Source organism: Paenibacillus rhizoryzae, from assembly GCF_059686995.1.
The window spans coordinates 193,095-207,724 of sequence record NZ_JCAALT010000005.1 but is presented as its reverse complement, the minus strand read 5'-3'; the positions used below and the strand labels follow the sequence as shown (position 1 = coordinate 207,724).

Annotated in this window: 18 protein-coding genes; 9 read left to right on the top strand and 9 right to left on the bottom strand. The window is 54.0% G+C overall.

Annotation, left to right across the window (positions count from 1 at the left end):
* The first annotated feature begins 91 nt into the window (after nucleotides 1-91).
* Entirely contained in the window at nucleotides 92-1,900 is a 1,809-nt protein-coding gene (locus AC6ESO_RS16495; protein ID WP_497092299.1) for an ATP-binding protein, read from the top strand.
* A 40-nt stretch (nucleotides 1,901-1,940) separates the two neighbouring features.
* Here the strand turns inward: AC6ESO_RS16495 and AC6ESO_RS16490 are convergent, their stop codons facing one another.
* Nucleotides 1,941-2,897 carry a diacylglycerol/lipid kinase family protein gene (locus AC6ESO_RS16490; RefSeq protein ID WP_497092298.1) on the bottom strand — a complete coding sequence of 319 codons (957 nt, stop codon included), beginning with the start codon at nucleotides 2,895-2,897 and terminating at the stop codon, nucleotides 1,941-1,943.
* A 150-nt stretch (nucleotides 2,898-3,047) separates the two neighbouring features.
* On the opposite strand from AC6ESO_RS16490, the gene AC6ESO_RS16485 reads away from it, so the two are divergent.
* Together AC6ESO_RS16485 and AC6ESO_RS16480 are read left to right on the top strand one after the other, a co-directional pair.
* On the top strand, nucleotides 3,048-4,187 hold the full coding sequence (locus AC6ESO_RS16485; RefSeq protein WP_497092297.1) for a DNA alkylation repair protein: 1,140 nt from the start codon (nucleotides 3,048-3,050) through the stop codon (nucleotides 4,185-4,187).
* The gene (locus AC6ESO_RS16480; protein WP_497092296.1) at nucleotides 4,184-5,224 is read left to right on the top strand and encodes an FUSC family protein; all 1,041 of its coding nucleotides are present in this window, start codon (nucleotides 4,184-4,186) and stop codon (nucleotides 5,222-5,224) included. The genes AC6ESO_RS16485 and AC6ESO_RS16480 overlap by 4 nt, the downstream gene beginning before the upstream one ends.
* Before the next feature lie 94 nt (nucleotides 5,225-5,318).
* On the opposite strand, the gene AC6ESO_RS16475 is transcribed toward AC6ESO_RS16480, so the two are convergent.
* The 7 genes from AC6ESO_RS16475 to AC6ESO_RS16445 all read right to left on the bottom strand — a co-directional run bounded on the left by AC6ESO_RS16475 (nucleotide 5,319) and on the right by AC6ESO_RS16445 (nucleotide 9,867).
* Nucleotides 5,319-5,609 (bottom strand): transposase, encoded by a 291-nt coding sequence (locus AC6ESO_RS16475; RefSeq protein ID WP_494821190.1) that lies wholly within the window; start codon nucleotides 5,607-5,609, stop codon nucleotides 5,319-5,321.
* A 24-nt stretch (nucleotides 5,610-5,633) separates the two neighbouring features.
* The gene (locus tag AC6ESO_RS16470) at nucleotides 5,634-5,777 is read right to left on the bottom strand and encodes a hypothetical protein (protein ID WP_497092295.1); all 144 of its coding nucleotides are present in this window, start codon (nucleotides 5,775-5,777) and stop codon (nucleotides 5,634-5,636) included.
* Between the two features lie 111 nt (nucleotides 5,778-5,888).
* Nucleotides 5,889-6,197, bottom strand: a complete 309-nt coding sequence (locus tag AC6ESO_RS16465; protein ID WP_497092294.1) for a hypothetical protein — start codon at nucleotides 6,195-6,197, stop codon at nucleotides 5,889-5,891.
* A gap of 21 nt (nucleotides 6,198-6,218) precedes the next feature.
* Nucleotides 6,219-6,824, bottom strand: a complete 606-nt coding sequence (locus AC6ESO_RS16460; protein WP_497092293.1) for a TVP38/TMEM64 family protein — start codon at nucleotides 6,822-6,824, stop codon at nucleotides 6,219-6,221.
* A gap of 24 nt (nucleotides 6,825-6,848) precedes the next feature.
* Nucleotides 6,849-8,003, bottom strand: coding sequence for an MFS transporter (locus tag AC6ESO_RS16455; protein ID WP_497092292.1), 1,155 nt, complete (start codon nucleotides 8,001-8,003; stop codon nucleotides 6,849-6,851).
* A 251-nt stretch (nucleotides 8,004-8,254) separates the two neighbouring features.
* Nucleotides 8,255-9,529: a threonine ammonia-lyase IlvA gene (gene ilvA, locus AC6ESO_RS16450; protein WP_494821185.1), complete on the bottom strand. Its 1,275-nt coding sequence runs from the start codon at nucleotides 9,527-9,529 to the stop codon at nucleotides 8,255-8,257.
* Between the two features lie 137 nt (nucleotides 9,530-9,666).
* Complete coding sequence (locus tag AC6ESO_RS16445) at nucleotides 9,667-9,867, bottom strand: hypothetical protein (protein WP_497092291.1); 201 nt, start codon at nucleotides 9,865-9,867, stop codon at nucleotides 9,667-9,669.
* A gap of 115 nt (nucleotides 9,868-9,982) precedes the next feature.
* Between AC6ESO_RS16445 and AC6ESO_RS16440 the strand changes: the two genes are divergently transcribed.
* The 6 genes from AC6ESO_RS16440 (at nucleotide 9,983) to AC6ESO_RS16415 (ending at nucleotide 13,210) form a co-directional block, all read left to right on the top strand.
* Nucleotides 9,983-10,591: a DUF2238 domain-containing protein gene (locus AC6ESO_RS16440; RefSeq protein ID WP_497092290.1), complete on the top strand. Its 609-nt coding sequence runs from the start codon at nucleotides 9,983-9,985 to the stop codon at nucleotides 10,589-10,591.
* Between the two features lie 138 nt (nucleotides 10,592-10,729).
* Nucleotides 10,730-11,299: a histidine phosphatase family protein gene (locus tag AC6ESO_RS16435; RefSeq protein WP_497092289.1), complete on the top strand. Its 570-nt coding sequence runs from the start codon at nucleotides 10,730-10,732 to the stop codon at nucleotides 11,297-11,299.
* Nucleotides 11,290-11,712: a GNAT family N-acetyltransferase gene (locus AC6ESO_RS16430; protein ID WP_497092288.1), complete on the top strand. Its 423-nt coding sequence runs from the start codon at nucleotides 11,290-11,292 to the stop codon at nucleotides 11,710-11,712. Before AC6ESO_RS16435 ends, AC6ESO_RS16430 begins: the two co-directional genes overlap by 10 nt.
* Before the next feature lie 299 nt (nucleotides 11,713-12,011).
* Complete coding sequence (locus AC6ESO_RS16425; protein ID WP_497092287.1) at nucleotides 12,012-12,317, top strand: Dabb family protein; 306 nt, start codon at nucleotides 12,012-12,014, stop codon at nucleotides 12,315-12,317.
* Between the two features lie 91 nt (nucleotides 12,318-12,408).
* The gene (locus tag AC6ESO_RS16420; RefSeq protein WP_497092286.1) at nucleotides 12,409-12,660 is read left to right on the top strand and encodes a hypothetical protein; all 252 of its coding nucleotides are present in this window, start codon (nucleotides 12,409-12,411) and stop codon (nucleotides 12,658-12,660) included.
* A gap of 79 nt (nucleotides 12,661-12,739) precedes the next feature.
* Nucleotides 12,740-13,210: a GNAT family N-acetyltransferase gene (locus AC6ESO_RS16415; RefSeq protein ID WP_497092285.1), complete on the top strand. Its 471-nt coding sequence runs from the start codon at nucleotides 12,740-12,742 to the stop codon at nucleotides 13,208-13,210.
* 283 nt (nucleotides 13,211-13,493) lie between these two features.
* On the opposite strand, the gene AC6ESO_RS16410 is transcribed toward AC6ESO_RS16415, so the two are convergent.
* Nucleotides 13,494-14,519 (bottom strand): electron transfer flavoprotein subunit alpha/FixB family protein, encoded by a 1,026-nt coding sequence (locus AC6ESO_RS16410; protein ID WP_497092577.1) that lies wholly within the window; start codon nucleotides 14,517-14,519, stop codon nucleotides 13,494-13,496.
* Nucleotides 14,520-14,630: the final 111 nt, after the last annotated feature.

Below are 14,630 nucleotides of genomic sequence, written 5' to 3'. Positions count from 1 at the left end.
TCCTGGCGAAGAAAAAAGGATAATTTGGAAATATGTCGAATTCCAGAACGAATAGACTTCCAAAAAAATCTATCGTTATCGGAGAATCGTAATGAGTGAACTTATGATTGGCGATAAGTGGATGCTGTTGATGTTGGCTCTTACGATCAATTTATTTGCCTCCATCACGATGTACAGCATGATCGGCCATCTCCAAATGCTCCGTGTCATGCGGCAATATTGGCTGCTTAGCGGTGCGCTTGTGTATGGCCTCGGTTTGTGGGTCAGCCACTTCATCATACTACTGACATCGGACACCATGGTTCTCATCGATTGGACCATCATCGTCAAACTGTTCAGCATCATGGCAAGCGCTTACGGCTCCTTCCGGCTGCTCGGTTCAAGGGTACCGCGTACGATCCGCTTGTTAGGCTGCAGCTTGCTGATGGCGCTCGGAACGAGCTCTTTAATATACTCCACGCTGATGAGTGCACAGGTGGAAGGATACAGCATTCATTTCAGCTTGGCATGCCTCTCGTTTCTGTTTAGCTTCTTCGGGACGGCATGCTCTTTCTATATCTTCGAGCGGAAGAACGGCTCTATGCTGCTTTCGGGCTTGCTGCTCGGCTTCACCGGCATTATCATGCAGCTGTTGGGACTGGAAACGGTCACCGTGATCTATTCGGTTGTGCTTACCGCCGATCGATTGAATGATTACATGCAGCTGCTCTCCATTGTGCTTGGCCTGGCTACGCTGGTCATCTTTGTGTTCAGCCTCGTAGCCCGATATGTAGACCGCCGTTATACCTCCATGAATGAGCGCTATAAGCTGCTTGTTGAAACGTCCATTGATATGATTGCCATCATACATGACGAGAAATGGGAATATATTAACCGTTCCGGCCTTCAGATGTTTGCGGCGGACAGCGAGGCCGATATGCTCGGCAAGCCGGTGTACCAGTTCCTGCAGCCCAAATTTCACACGGTATTGAAAAGAATGCTCCAAGTGACGAAGCAGCGGGTTCGGCAGAGTCCGATCGAGCTGGATTGGTATACGGTGCAAGGAAAACCGCTGCATACGGAAGTCATTGAGACAAGCACGAAGCTGTCGGGCAAGCCGGTTTTTCAAATCATTATCCGCGATATCTCGGAACGTAAGAAGAACGAAGAGCTGCTCATTAACTCCGAGAAGCTATATGTGGCAGGCCAACTGGCGGCCGGAATCGCGCATGAAATCCGCAATCCGCTGACCTCCTTGAAAGGCTTCCTGCAGCTTATTGCATCGGGTCGCAATAATAGCAAGAACTATTACGACATCATGAAGTCGGAATTGAATCGAATCGAATCCATCGTAAGCGAGCTGCTGATGCTGTCCAAACCGCAAATCTATGAGCTGGCCTACAAAGATATCCGCTCCGTTATGGCGGATACGATTACCTTGTTGGAAGCACAGGCGATTTTGCATAATATTGAAATTGAATCGGATTTAGGCGAGGAAGCGCTGTGGGTGAGAGGCGTCGAGAATCAGCTCAAGCAAGTGTTTATCAATGTGCTCAAGAACGCGATTGAGGTCATGATGGACGGCGGCAGAATTACGGTGACTTGTTTGCGCGAAGGCTCGCGTATTATCGCGCGCATTGCGGATCGAGGACCGGGTATACCGCAGGATCAGCTTGCGAAGATCGGTCAGCCGTTCTATACGACGAAGGAGAAGGGCACAGGTCTGGGGCTGATGGTGACTTACAAAATCGTAGACAATCACCAGGGCAGCATCGAAGTGAAAAGCTGTGTTGGGGATGGAACGACGTTTGACATTATATTGCCCTATCAGATTCCGGCAGAGGTTACGGATGTTGAGATGTGGAACAAGGTCACGCCGATTCATCGGCTGCGCCAAGAAGAAGACGAAAGCGCATCATGACCGGGTCATGATGCGCCATAAGCTGCAAACAAGCAGCCGGTTACCGCAGCAAGCGAATGCGGTTGCCGGCTGCTTCTGCGTATAAGGGAGTGGAACCGGCAGGCTCGCCGTCGCCGAATATGGCAATCGGCTCTGCATGGGCTTGCTGCTGGGCCGTGACGGTTACGACTTTGCCGCGCAGCATCTTTACGTAGGGCAGATGTACATGTTTGCCGCTTAGCAGCGTTGGGAATACGCGCAGCATTTGCAGTGGCGTACAGGTGTGGATGACGCACACATCAAGCAAGCCGTCGGTTGGAGAAGCATCCGGGCAGATGCGCAAGCCGCCGCCATAGGCAGGCACATTGCAAACGGCTGCCATCCAGCCGCGCGCGAATTCATGTGCTGTACCGTCTACCGTCACCGTTATCGGACGGGGGCGATAGGACATCAGCATCTGGAAGAGGCCGATGACGTAAGCGAAGGAGCCGGCTCCGAGCAGATTGCATATTTTCTTGTAGGCAGAACGGTTAACGGCTGCGGCAATGGCCGCGTCGAAGCCGACGGCAAGAGCGGTGAGCACGGGCCGCGTTGTTGACAGTCCGTCTGCAGGGCTGCTGCGCAGCTGGATAAGATCAACAGGTAAAACGCTTTCGGAAGTGAGGATGCGATTGAGCGCTTCGATCGGCTCCGCGGGAATATCGAAGGCGCGCGCAGTGTCGTTGCCCGATCCGGAAGGGATGATGCCAAGCGGCACACCGCTTTCATGCAAAGCGGGGAGTATGCTGTGGATCGTGCCATCTCCGCCAATGACAATGACGCCTTTAATTGATGAGTCCGTACCGCTGCTTGAGCGTAAGGCGAGTTGCTTGCGGATTTCCGCGCATGCTTCTTCCGGCGTTTGTGCCATGATCGTTTGGTATGGGAGCTTGCGGCGGAGCAGTTCAGCCTCCACGAGCTGCCAAACTTTCTTGCCCCGGCCGCCGCCGGACTTGTCATTTACGGCAAAAATCCACATGTGCTTGACGCCTCCTCTGATGTGCTCATTATAAAGGGGGATAAGCAGGTTGAAAACTTCTTTTTGCTGAAGAATGGGCTATAATACTTGAGTGTTGCAAAAAATTCGGAAGACTCAAGTATAATAGCGAAAGGAGGCGAGAACAGAGATATGGCAGAACCGTTGAAGTTGATGTATGACATGCCGTTCCTGCGGCAATTTGCGGAGCTAACCGCATCTGAGTGGCCGGCCTTCGAGCGTGAACGTTTCATCGCCCTGGTTACAGGAGAAGGCTGGGAGGCGCTTGAGCTCAAAGGCCGGATCCGCCGAATTACGGAATCATTAGGGGCCGTACTGCCCGCATCTTACCCGGAGGCACTGGATATACTGCTTGCGATTCATGGGCGGTGCGCCGGATTTCCTTATTTATTCTTCCCCGATTTTGTAGAGCGGTATGGACTTTCCGATTGGGAGCGTTCCATGCATGCGCTGGAGAAGTTCACGATGCAATCGTCGGCGGAGTTTGCGATCCGGCCGTTTCTATTGCAAGAGACGGAGCGGACAATGGCCCGAATGATGGAATGGGCACGGAGCGATAATGAGCATTTGCGCCGTCTTGCGAGTGAAGGCTGCAGACCGCGACTGCCGTGGGCGCAGGCGCTCACGATGTTCAAGCGTGATCCGTCCCCGATCGTTCCGCTTCTTGAACTGCTCAAATGTGATCCATCCCTCTATGTGCGCAAGAGCGTCGCGAACAATCTGAACGATATCGCCAAAGATCATCCTGACGTCGTAAAAGCAATCGCTGCGCGCTGGAAGGGACAACATACGCTCACAGACTGGATCGTTCGCCACGGCTGTCGGACGCTGATCAAAGCTGCCGATCCTGAAATTATGGCGCTGTTCGGCTATGAGGAAGGAGCAGCGCAAGGCTGCGTAGATGCCGCAGAGATTGAAGTCTTGCAAGATAAAGTCGAGCTCGGCGGAATCGTCGAGGTCAAGTACGCTCTGCGGTTGCATGACACCACAAGCGGTCCGGTCAAGCTTCGTGTCGAGCTAGGCGTCTTCTATGTAAAGGCGGGAGGCAAGGTATCGCAGAAGCGTTTCCTGCTAAGCGACAAGAGTGCAGCGCCGGGAACGAGATTGGCCGGCGGGAAGAAGCTGGACTTTACCGACTTAACGACACGCAAGCACTATGCGGGGCTGCATCGCCTTGAGCTGGTCGTGAACGGTGCACCTGTTGCTGAAACTGCAGTCATGGTCTATGTTTCTGCCGCTGAACCTAACGGGAAGGGGAGCGAAGCGGAATGACCATTGGCGCACGCGTGTTGAAAACGGGCCTCGCGGTAGCGCTGGCTGTTTATCTAAGCAATTTGCTGGAATTCCCTTCCCCGATTATCGCGGCCGTCGCATCGATATTTACGATTCAGCCCTCCATCTCGCGCTCTTGGCAGCAGATCGTGGATCAGCTGCAAACGAATGTGCTCGGGGCTATCGTGGCACTTGCGGCCGTTCGGTTATTCGGGCATACCCCGATTGCGGTTGGCTTGGTCTGTATTATCGTCATTCTGATCAGTATTCGGCTGCGCATGGAGAATACGATTGGACTGACGCTAGTGACTGTAGTAGCGGTGATGGAAGCGAACCAGGGAGGCTGGTACTTTGCGGTTGAGCGTTTCCTCATGGTACTGACAGGAATGGCTGCTGCCTTCGCGGTTAACATTCTCGTCATTCCGCCGCGTCCGCGCAAGCTGTTCACCGTCCAGGTGCAGGAAGCGTATACGCAATTGTCATTGCTGCTGCGTATGGCGATTTCGAATGAAATGCGTGAGGACGTGCATCGCAAGGAGAAAGAGAAGCTGCAAGGAACCCTTCGCAAGCTGGACGAGGCGTATCTGCTGTTTGAAGAAGAGCGCTCGCTTATGCCGCAGCGCAGGCAGGTACGTGCACGGCAGCTCATCCTGTCCAAGCATCTTATCAAGGCGCTGCATCAAGGCGTCGATTTGCTTGAGGTTGTGGAAGAGCATTACTTTGCAGCTGCCGGGGCAGAAGCATGGGCGAAGCAATTCGATCGTCAAATTGAAGAGCTGACCAAGTATCACGAGCAGATTCTGCTGAAGATCGAGGGGAAAATGAAGCCCAGCGCTTCGATTGAGCCGGAGGAAGAACGCGAAGCGAGGCTGATCAAGCAGCTGAACGATTACATGCGCGAGGATCCGGACGAGCATAAGCGGCTTGTCTTCGTCGCATCTGCAATGCTGGAGTACGCGTACCACCTGCGCCGTCTGGAACACGTGTCGGACCAAGTGCAGCAGCGAGGATTGGATAACGAACCAAGCCGTACATAAAAGAAACGCCCTTGTTTCGCACGACACTGACGAAAGTTCGTCAAATCGTGGTACAAGGGCGTTTCTAATTGTATTGCGATCAGCGCATGTAACGCTAATCGTCGCCTTGGTTGCTCTTATGCCGCTTCGGATGCTGAAGGTGCGCTTCATGCGCGGTGGCATCCTTCTTCGGATAGAGACGCGGATCGGTTTCTCCGGTCTCATGCGTATTGATCTCGAGCTGGGTGAGCTCCCATTCCGTGGTGCCAAGCGTAGGATCAGCCGGGAACACGTCCCCTCGCTTCAGCTTCTCCTCGCGGCCCCACTCATTCGTATATACACCGTCTACTTCAACCGGTTCACCGGACATGGGATCCATTTCAAAATGGCCTTTTTCTTCGCTCATAACGTTCTCCTCCTGATGAAAAGACTACAGCCCATGCTTCGTAACAGCGGCACTGTCGGCCTCGGATTGCGCCGCGCTTGCCTGCGCTTTGCCTACTCCTGTTCGATCTGCCTTGGACTGGGCCTTACTCGCTTTATTCTGCAAGTGGGACGGTTGTTCACCTGACATAGTGGTGGCCTCCTGATATGCGGTTTGTCATGAAAATCCTTTAACAGTTTGCCACAGGGAGAGGGAAACTATGTGCGAATCTAACCAGTGGAGAACGTTTGCGGAGGTCGACTACAACAGTCGCAGCCCGCAAGAGGGACACTCTTGATGCTCGTGAGTGACGGGATCGCCGCAAGCGGGGCAAGGCTCGTTGAAGGGTTCGTCCGATTCGGGAGCGCGAGCTGCAGCGCTTTCATGTTGGCCGGCGGCAGCGGTGTCAGTTCGGGTAGAGGAGCTCCCTCCAAACAAGGCTTCCACGAATTGTTTGATCTCCGGATGTTTGCCGGAATCATCGGTCGACAGGCGAATCATATAAATCATAGCTGCGACAAGTCCGCCAGCGAAAAGCAAGACGATGCTGGTTGCAAATACATTCATCATAGACGCGGACCCTCCACGGGATTATTTCAGATGATAGCGGGACTCCAGCTTCTTGCCGCCAAACCACATGACGACGAGCAGCACGAGGGTGATGATAATGCGCCACGGTTCTTCGAGCAAATCGCCAATGTTAAAGCTAAGCAGCGATACGCTGAGTATCATCACCGCTTTACCTAGTAAGATGGCAAGCGCAAAGGAACCGAAGGAAATACCGCTGAGGCCGGATACGACGTTAATGATGGCGGAAGGCGAGAAAGGAAAGCAGGCGAATAGAAAAATCGGCGAAAAGCCGCGGCGTTCAATAAATGAAAGCAGCTTCGAGGCCTTCGGGAAACGACGGCGAAGCCATTCGCTGAAATGACCGCCTAGCCTGCGCGAGATCCAGAACAACAAGAGCGATCCGCTGCAGACCCCAATCCAAGAATATAACGAACCGAGCCAGAGTCCGTAAATATTAGCGTTTGCTGCCACGAAAACAAGCAAGGGCAGAATCGGCAGGAACGATTCCGCCAACGGCAGCAGGATGCCCGGCAGCGGGCCGTAGGCTTTGTAGCTTTCCAGGGTCCGCTGCAGGTGCTCGAGATCCATTTTCTTCAGGGAAGTGATCCAATCTTGTAAAACATTCATTCCGTTGTTCTCTCCTTGCTATCATCACGTTTTGCCGTGGCTGCTGTCTTTAAACGCACGGAATGGGAACCAAATGTAGAAAAAGCCGATCAATGCATACATGATTCCGCTGTACCAAAGCACGGCAGACTGCCCCTGCCATGTAGCCAGCGTGCCGCCGACAACAGGACCGATCATCCCGCCAATGCCCTCTACGGTAGAGAAAATGCCCCATCCGAGCCCCTGCTGCTTAGGCGGCACGTAATTGGCCAGAAGCGCATTCCACGCAGGCAGCAGCGTAGCGTAGGACAAGCCGAGAATGGCGGTAAGCACGATGCATTGCCACATAGGCGGAGCAAGCGATAAGAAGTATAGGGCTGCGCCGATCATGACGAAGCCGAGGACGAGAAACCATTTCTTCCCGCCAAGGATGTCCGACAAACGTCCGAGGGGGATAAGACCGGCAACGGTGCAAGCGCCGCCTGCCAGCAAGAGCAGCGAATATTGCGCTCCGTTCATGCCAAGCTTGTTCTCGGCGAAGCTCGGCAGAATAGGCACAAGCATGCCCGCACCCATCGTTTGCAGTACCATTCCCGGCAGCAGCAGACGCATATGCCGAAGACGTTCCTTTAGTATTACGAGCTGTTCTCGTAATGGTAGCGAAGAAGTTGCGCCGCTTGACTTCTGGTTGGTGATGAATAGGGAAAGCAGCCAGCAGAGCAGTGCCAATCCAAGCAATAAATAATAGGTCCAAGCCGTGCTGTGATCGAGCAAAATATTCGTAACGATCGGTCCGGAACCGATGCCGATAAACCAAATCGTGTAGAAAAAACCCATCTGCATGGCCCGGCGATCCTCGGAAACCTTAGTCAGACAAACGATCCAAATCGGCGATATACCGACGCCATATAGGGCGGCAGCGGTAATGAACAGCCAGGGCTGCTGCGCAAATTGAAGGAGGAAGATGCCGACGAGCGAAGCTAACAGGCCGGTATGTACAACGAACCGAATAGAGAAGCGGTCGAGTAAATAGCCGATGGCCATTTTGAGCGCTGTGTCGGTTAAGTAGTGGGCGGTAATGGCAATGCCAATGATGTCGAGGGACAAACCGAGCGTCTTCTCTCCGAAGATCGGAAGGAAGCTGATTAATGCAGCGCCGCGGACAAATTCAACCAGAAATAAAATGACCGAGAACAGCACAATCTCACGGCCGAACAGACGAGTAGTAATGATGTCACATCCCCTTTGCGCAGGTTAATCGAAATGCAATCACCAGTGGGCAGACGTCCTCTTCATTATATGCAAGCTGGAACAAAAATCCAAGTTACGCCCCCATAGCAGGTAAGCTATAGGATTCCCAAAAAGTAACGGATCATTGCTTGTTTGATCGGCATATAGCAAAAAAAGCCTGACCGCTCCAAGGGAGGAGCAGCCGGGCTTTACAAAAAACATTAAATGAGCAGATTGAACAAAACCGGATCCTTGTTCAGTTCAAGGAAGTTGAGTCCCTTCTTGTGCATGCGCGCAACGAGCGGTTCATAATCGTTACGGTTCTTAAGCTCAATGCCGACGAGCGCAGGACCGTTGTCTTTGTTGTGCTTCTTCGTATACTCGAAGCGGGTGATATCATCATCGGGTCCGAGCACCTCGTCGAGGAATTCGCGCAAAGCGCCTGCACGCTGCGGGAAGTTGACCATGAAGTAATGCTTCAGCCCTTCGAATACGAGCGAGCGCTCCTTGATTTCCTGCATCCGATCGACATCGTTATTGCCGCCGCTGACGACGCAAACGACGGTTTTACCGGCGATTTGATCCCGGTACAGATCGAGCGCCGCAATCGGCAGGGAGCCTGCCGGCTCGACGACGATCGCATTCTCGTTATACAGATCCAGCATCGCTGTGCATGCTTTGCCTTCCGGTACGAGAATAATGTCGTCAATCATATCGCGGCACATGCGGAAGGTGAGCTCGCCGACACGTTTAACGGCAGCGCCGTCTACGAACTTATCGATCGTATCCATCGTCTGTACTTCGCCCGCATCGAGCGAGGCACGCATGGACGCGGCGCCTTCCGGCTCAATGCCGATCAGCTTCGTGCTTGGGGAGACGGCTTTGACATAAGCGCCAACGCCTGCAGCAAGGCCGCCTCCGCCAATCGTGACGAATACGAAGTCCGGCGCCGACTCGATCGCTTCCATGATCTCTTTGCCAATGGTTCCGTTGCCGGCAATGATCTTCGGATCGTCGAAGGGATGAATGAAGGCCAGGTCGTCCTTGCGGCTCGCTGCAATGGCTTCATTGAACGCATCGTCGAAGGTATCGCCGGTTAGAATAATTTCAACATCAGCGCCGCCGAAGAAAGCGACTTGATTGACCTTCTGCCGAGGCGTAGTGCTTGGCATATAGATTTTGCCGGGGATACCGAGCGTATGGCAGGAATAAGCGACGCCTTGGGCGTGATTGCCGGCACTGGCGCATACGACGCCGCGCATCACACGCTCTTCGGGAAGCGATTTGATCAAGTGATACGCACCCCGCAGCTTGAACGAACGGACAACCTGCAGATCCTCTCGTTTCAAATAAACGTTGCAGCCGTAGCGCTCGGACAGCACTCGGTTATGCTGCAGAGGTGTACGTGCCGCCACTTCCTTTACGTGCATTTGCGCTTGTGCAATTTCGGTCAAACCAACAGAGATCGTCGAACTTACATTCCATTCATTTCCCATGACAGCCCATTCCTCCCCGGATACTTATAAACAACAAAAAAATCCCGCCCCTCAAGGGACGAGATTGATCTCGCGTTACCACCCTACTTCCGTTAAACCCTTCATCATCGAAGGCTGAAACGGCTCTTTGTCACGTACTAACATACGCGCTCCGTATAACGGCGGATACCGTCCATGCTTACTAACCAAACTCCAAGCAAACTTGAAGCGGGCGGGTTCTGCAAGGCTTCTTCGGGAGGATGCGGCATAGCCCGGCAAACGTCGGCTTTCAGCGGTGCGCCGACTCTCTGGGGATTGTCCATAGCGATGTGCGTGTTCCCATCAACGAATTTCAACATTTCAATTAACCTTGTTATACTCCCAAGCCGTGCAATTGTCAACGGGCATTTGCCTAGGATATTTAGCCAGCAGTTGGTAAAGATGAGGGAACACGCTAGTTAGGAGTGAAAATACATGCCTTTTCGAAGCAATCGATGGCTCCAGGCGGATATCATTGCGTTTATCATTCTGTGGGGGCTGCTCGCGCTTTATCCGGTCAACCCATTTGATTGGTGGATGGAAAATATAATGAACTTCCTGGCGGTAATCGGACTGGTGATCGGTTATCGTTATTACAAACTCAGCAACATCGCCTATACGCTGATCACGGTCTTTATCTTGCTGCATACAGTTGGAGCCCACTACGCATACGGGATAACGCCGCTGGATCGATTCATGCACCATGTTTTTGATTTTAAGCGGAACCAGTATGATCGGGTGGTTCATTTTGCTTTTGGCCTGCTGCTTGCTTATCCGGCAGTCGAAGTGTTAACCGGCGTCACCGGTTTACGCAGAGGCTGGTCCTACCTGCTTGTTCCGTGGTTGCTTCTGGGCTTTGCAGCGATCTATGAAATTGGCGAGATGTATGTGGTATTTGCTGCCCCTCCGGAGAAGGGGAACATGTTTCTAGGTGCGCAAGGAGACAAATGGGATGCCCAGCACGATATGGAGGTCACGCTGTACGGTGCGATTATTACGATGCTTTGGGTGTATGTATACAGAAAAATACGCAAGACTGTTTAATCAAGGTAAGAGAGGTTGTCCGACTAGACTGGAGCGGGCGCCTTTTTTTATTGCATTCAAAAGAGGGTGTTGCTGCAAGACGGCTTGGATTATAATGGAGGGCATGGGAATGAGGAGCGCGACGAGAAGAGGTGCGGTATGAATACGCGGCTTTATATGGTCAGGCATGCTGAGTCTTCTTACTCGGCTGGAGAGGACCGTGCGCGCGGCTTGTCGGAACGAGGACAACAGGAAGTTCACCGAGTGACAAAGCTGCTACGAGATAGAGTTATCGATGCAGTCGTTTCCAGTCCGTATGCCAGAGCGCTGCTGACCGTACAGGGAATCGCCGAGCAGCGCGAATTGCCGATTGTTCCGTTTGAGGAGCTGCGAGAGCGACAGCTTCACGGTGTCGACTACCTGCTTCCGAAGGGTGAGTTTCAAGCGGCCATTGAGCGATCCTTCGCGGATCATGATGCGGTGCTTCCCGGCGGAGAATCTTTCAGGCAGGCGCAGCAGCGGGCAGTTCCGGTTATTAAAGGGCTGCTTCATGATTATCGGGGAAAGTCAGTCGTTGTTGGCACGCATGGGAATGTGATGAGTATGATTTTGCATGCGTTTGATGCACGTTACGGCTGGGAGTTCTGGAAGAGCACTTCGATGCCAGATGTATACCGATTGGAGTTTCAACTAGATGAGCTGGTAGGAGTGGAGCGTTTATGGAGCTAACTTACAGAGAGATGCTGATAGCCGACTATGATGAATCACACGCGTTGTGGCTGAGGACAGAAGGAATGGTACTGAGCGATGCCGATTCCCGCGAGGAAATTGAGGGCTACTTAGTGCGCAACCCCGGCTGCAGCTTCGTCTGTGAGGATAGCGGCGGGCAGGTAGTTGGCACGATATTAGGCGGGCATGACGGCAGGCGCGGTTTCATCTATCATGTGGCCGTGTCGCCGGATCAACGCGGTCAAGGGATTGGCGGGCAGCTGGTGAAGCGGAGCCTGGACAAGCTGCGCGAAGCGGGCATTCAGAAATGCCACCTGTTCGTGCTGGAGAACAACGAGATTGGCAATCGCTTCTGGGCGCGGTCGGGCTGGACGAAAAGGTCGGGCATTGCGATTTATTCGGCGGATACTTAGTGTGAGTATTGTCAGCTGGGTGGCAGGTACAGCCAAATCAGAGGCAGTAAAATGTTGCACGAAAGGCAACATTACCCGTCTAATAATCAGAGATGAATGCTAATGCTGCACAAAATGCAACATTTTGGCTTTAGCTTGTCTGTATGGACCGAAGTAGAAGGAGATTGTTGGCATTCAAGCAACATTTATTTGTTTCCGAGGAGAGAGTCGGATACATGTTGCGTAGTATGCAACTCTTTTAAAAGAGGCGTTAGCTGCAAGTCCCATAGATATCATTAAAAACTAGGAGGCATAACCAAATGAATCAGGCAAGCATTCAGCACATGGTTATTTTCAATTTGAAGCACGAGCAAGGATCGGCTGCGGCGGAGCAGTTCTTGAAGGACGGGGAACGTCTGTTGACCTCGATTCCGGTTGTGCGGGAGTTCAGCGTGTTCAAGCAAGTTAGCGTGAAGAACGACTACGACTACGGTTTCTCCATGGTGTTCGGCAGCCAGGAAGATTACGAGACTTACAATGCGCATCCGGTGCACGTTGATTTTGTGGAGAACAGATGGATTCCGGAAGTTGACCGATTCCTTGAGATTGATTTTAAGAAGCTATAGAACGATAGATAGAGAGGCTATCCGCATGCGCAACCTAGCGGAGGTTGGCTGGGACAAGATGTAGCTTTCAAGCAGGCTGGAGGGATACAGAATGACAAGGAGGCAAGCCGCTGCAGGCGCTTTGCTCTCGCTTGCTTTTCCGGGAGTAGTGTATGCCATTCTTTACGCCATTGTAGAACTGAAGAATAGGCAACCGCAGGATTTCGCTTATCATGATAGTTACTTTCTGGTGATGCATGTCGGATGGGGCGGCTACATGGCTTGTGCAGCGGTTGTGATGGTGTTTTATACGATTGGGGTTGCCGGCTATCGGTTCCTGAAACGGCTCGGAAGAGGCGACTAAGTACCTCGGGAGAAGAACAAACCTTGGGAAAAGGACAAACGGAAGTTGGCTGTAAAACCGAAGTGGGCGGTGGTCTGCGATGTCGCGTCTAATTAAGCATGCTGAGCTTCATGAAGCAGGAATCGTGTTATCTACGATTCGGGAAGCTTTTCAAGAGTTCGAGGGGAAGCTGGTTCCGCAATCGGGGGCGCTGAGGGAAACCGAGGCGAGCATTCGCAGCGGAATCACGGCAGGCGGCGGTGCTGTGATCGTCTGGGAAGGTGCCGAACCGATTGGGACGGCGGTATACTCGTACAAGGGTACATGCCTGTACATCGGCAGAGTTTCGGTGAAGCCGGGGTGGCGAGGAAAGGGCATTGGACGCGAGATCATGACGTATTTGGAGGCTTTCGCAGGCGAACGCGGCTGCTCGGAAACCGAAGTGGGAGTGAGGCTGTCGATTCCGGGCAACGTAAACTTCTACGCGGGAATGCAATATGAGGTAAGGGAGCATCTATTCTACCCCGAAGGCACGGACAGCTGGTATGTGATGAGGAAGAGGATCGGTTAGCAAAAATAAAAGGGGCTGCCTTATCATCCGGGTTGGATGGTAGAAGGCAGCTCCTTTTTTGTGTTTGTGGGAGGGGTGCAGGGGAGAGAGGTAACAGGTACCGTTCAGATGGATCAAGTTGAGTAAATGTTAGTTGGAATGAGTGCTTGCCGGCTTGGTGAGTGTGTGAGGTGTGCGATGAGTGAATTGGTGAGAGAATGTGTGGCTCTGGGAGCTACTCATGAGAATAATTCGTCGGAATTGTACTGATGTGTTGTTCTGGGAGCTACTCATAGTTTCTAAGTTAGCTGCTCGGATTCGATAGGATCCGCTCGAACTCCGTGGTGAGAAGGGGCACGACCTCGAACAAGTCTCCGACGATGCCGTAATCGGCGACGCCGAAGATGGGGGCGTCGGGGTCTTTGTTAATCGCGACGATGACGCGGGATTGGCTCATGCCGGCGAGATGCTGGATAGCGCCGCTGATGCCGCAGGCGATGTAGAGCTTTGGCGTGACTGTTTTGCCGGTCTGTCCGATCTGCAGCGCGTAGTCGCAGTAGCCGGCATCGCAGGCGCCGCGCGAGGCGCCGACTGCGCCGCCGAGCACCCGTGCCAGCGCTTCGAGAGGCGCGAAGCCGTCTGCGCTGCGCACACCTCTGCCGCCGGCGATGATGATATCCGCCTCGGCGAGATCGACCCGTCCGCTGGCTTTGCGCACGACGTCGCGGACGATGGTCCATAGAGGCGGCGCGGCGAAGGGAAGCGCCGCAACCGTGCCCTCGCTGCCGGCGTCGACCGGCTCTGCGACGGGCAAGTTATTCGGGCGCACCGTTATGACGCACGGTGCGCCTCGCTCGATGCGCCGCTGCTCGAACGCCTTGCCGGCGTAGAGCGGGCGAGTAAAGATCGCGTCTGCGACATCGCCGTCCTCCGGCACGGTGACGGCAGTCACATCCGCGATGTGGCCGCCTTGCACGGCGGCGGCCACGCGGGGCGCGAGCTCGCGCCCCGCCGCGGTGTGGCCGAGCAAAATGATGCTCGGCTGCACCGCAGCAATGGCTGCGCCGATGGCGGCGGCGTACGCCTCGGGCGCAAAGCCCGCCAGGGCGGGGTCGTCAACGACATGGACGACCCCCGCCCCCCGGGCTGCAAGCTCGGCGGCAGCTGCAGCGAGTGCCGCCGAGCTTGCAGCCGAACCGCCGCCGGCCAAGACGGCATGCACGCTGCCGCCGTCTCCGGCCAGCAGCCTGGCGGCGCCGAGCGCTTCCAGCGCCACGCGCCGCAGCTTGCCCTCCGCGCACTCGGCATACACGAGTGCCGTTCGTTTCAATTGATCGCTCATCGCTCGTATACCTCCACGGAATAAATAGTGGTGCTCAGAACAGCTTCGCTTCGCGCTGCAGCAAATCCGCCAGCGCCGCGGCCTGCTCCGTCCGCCAGC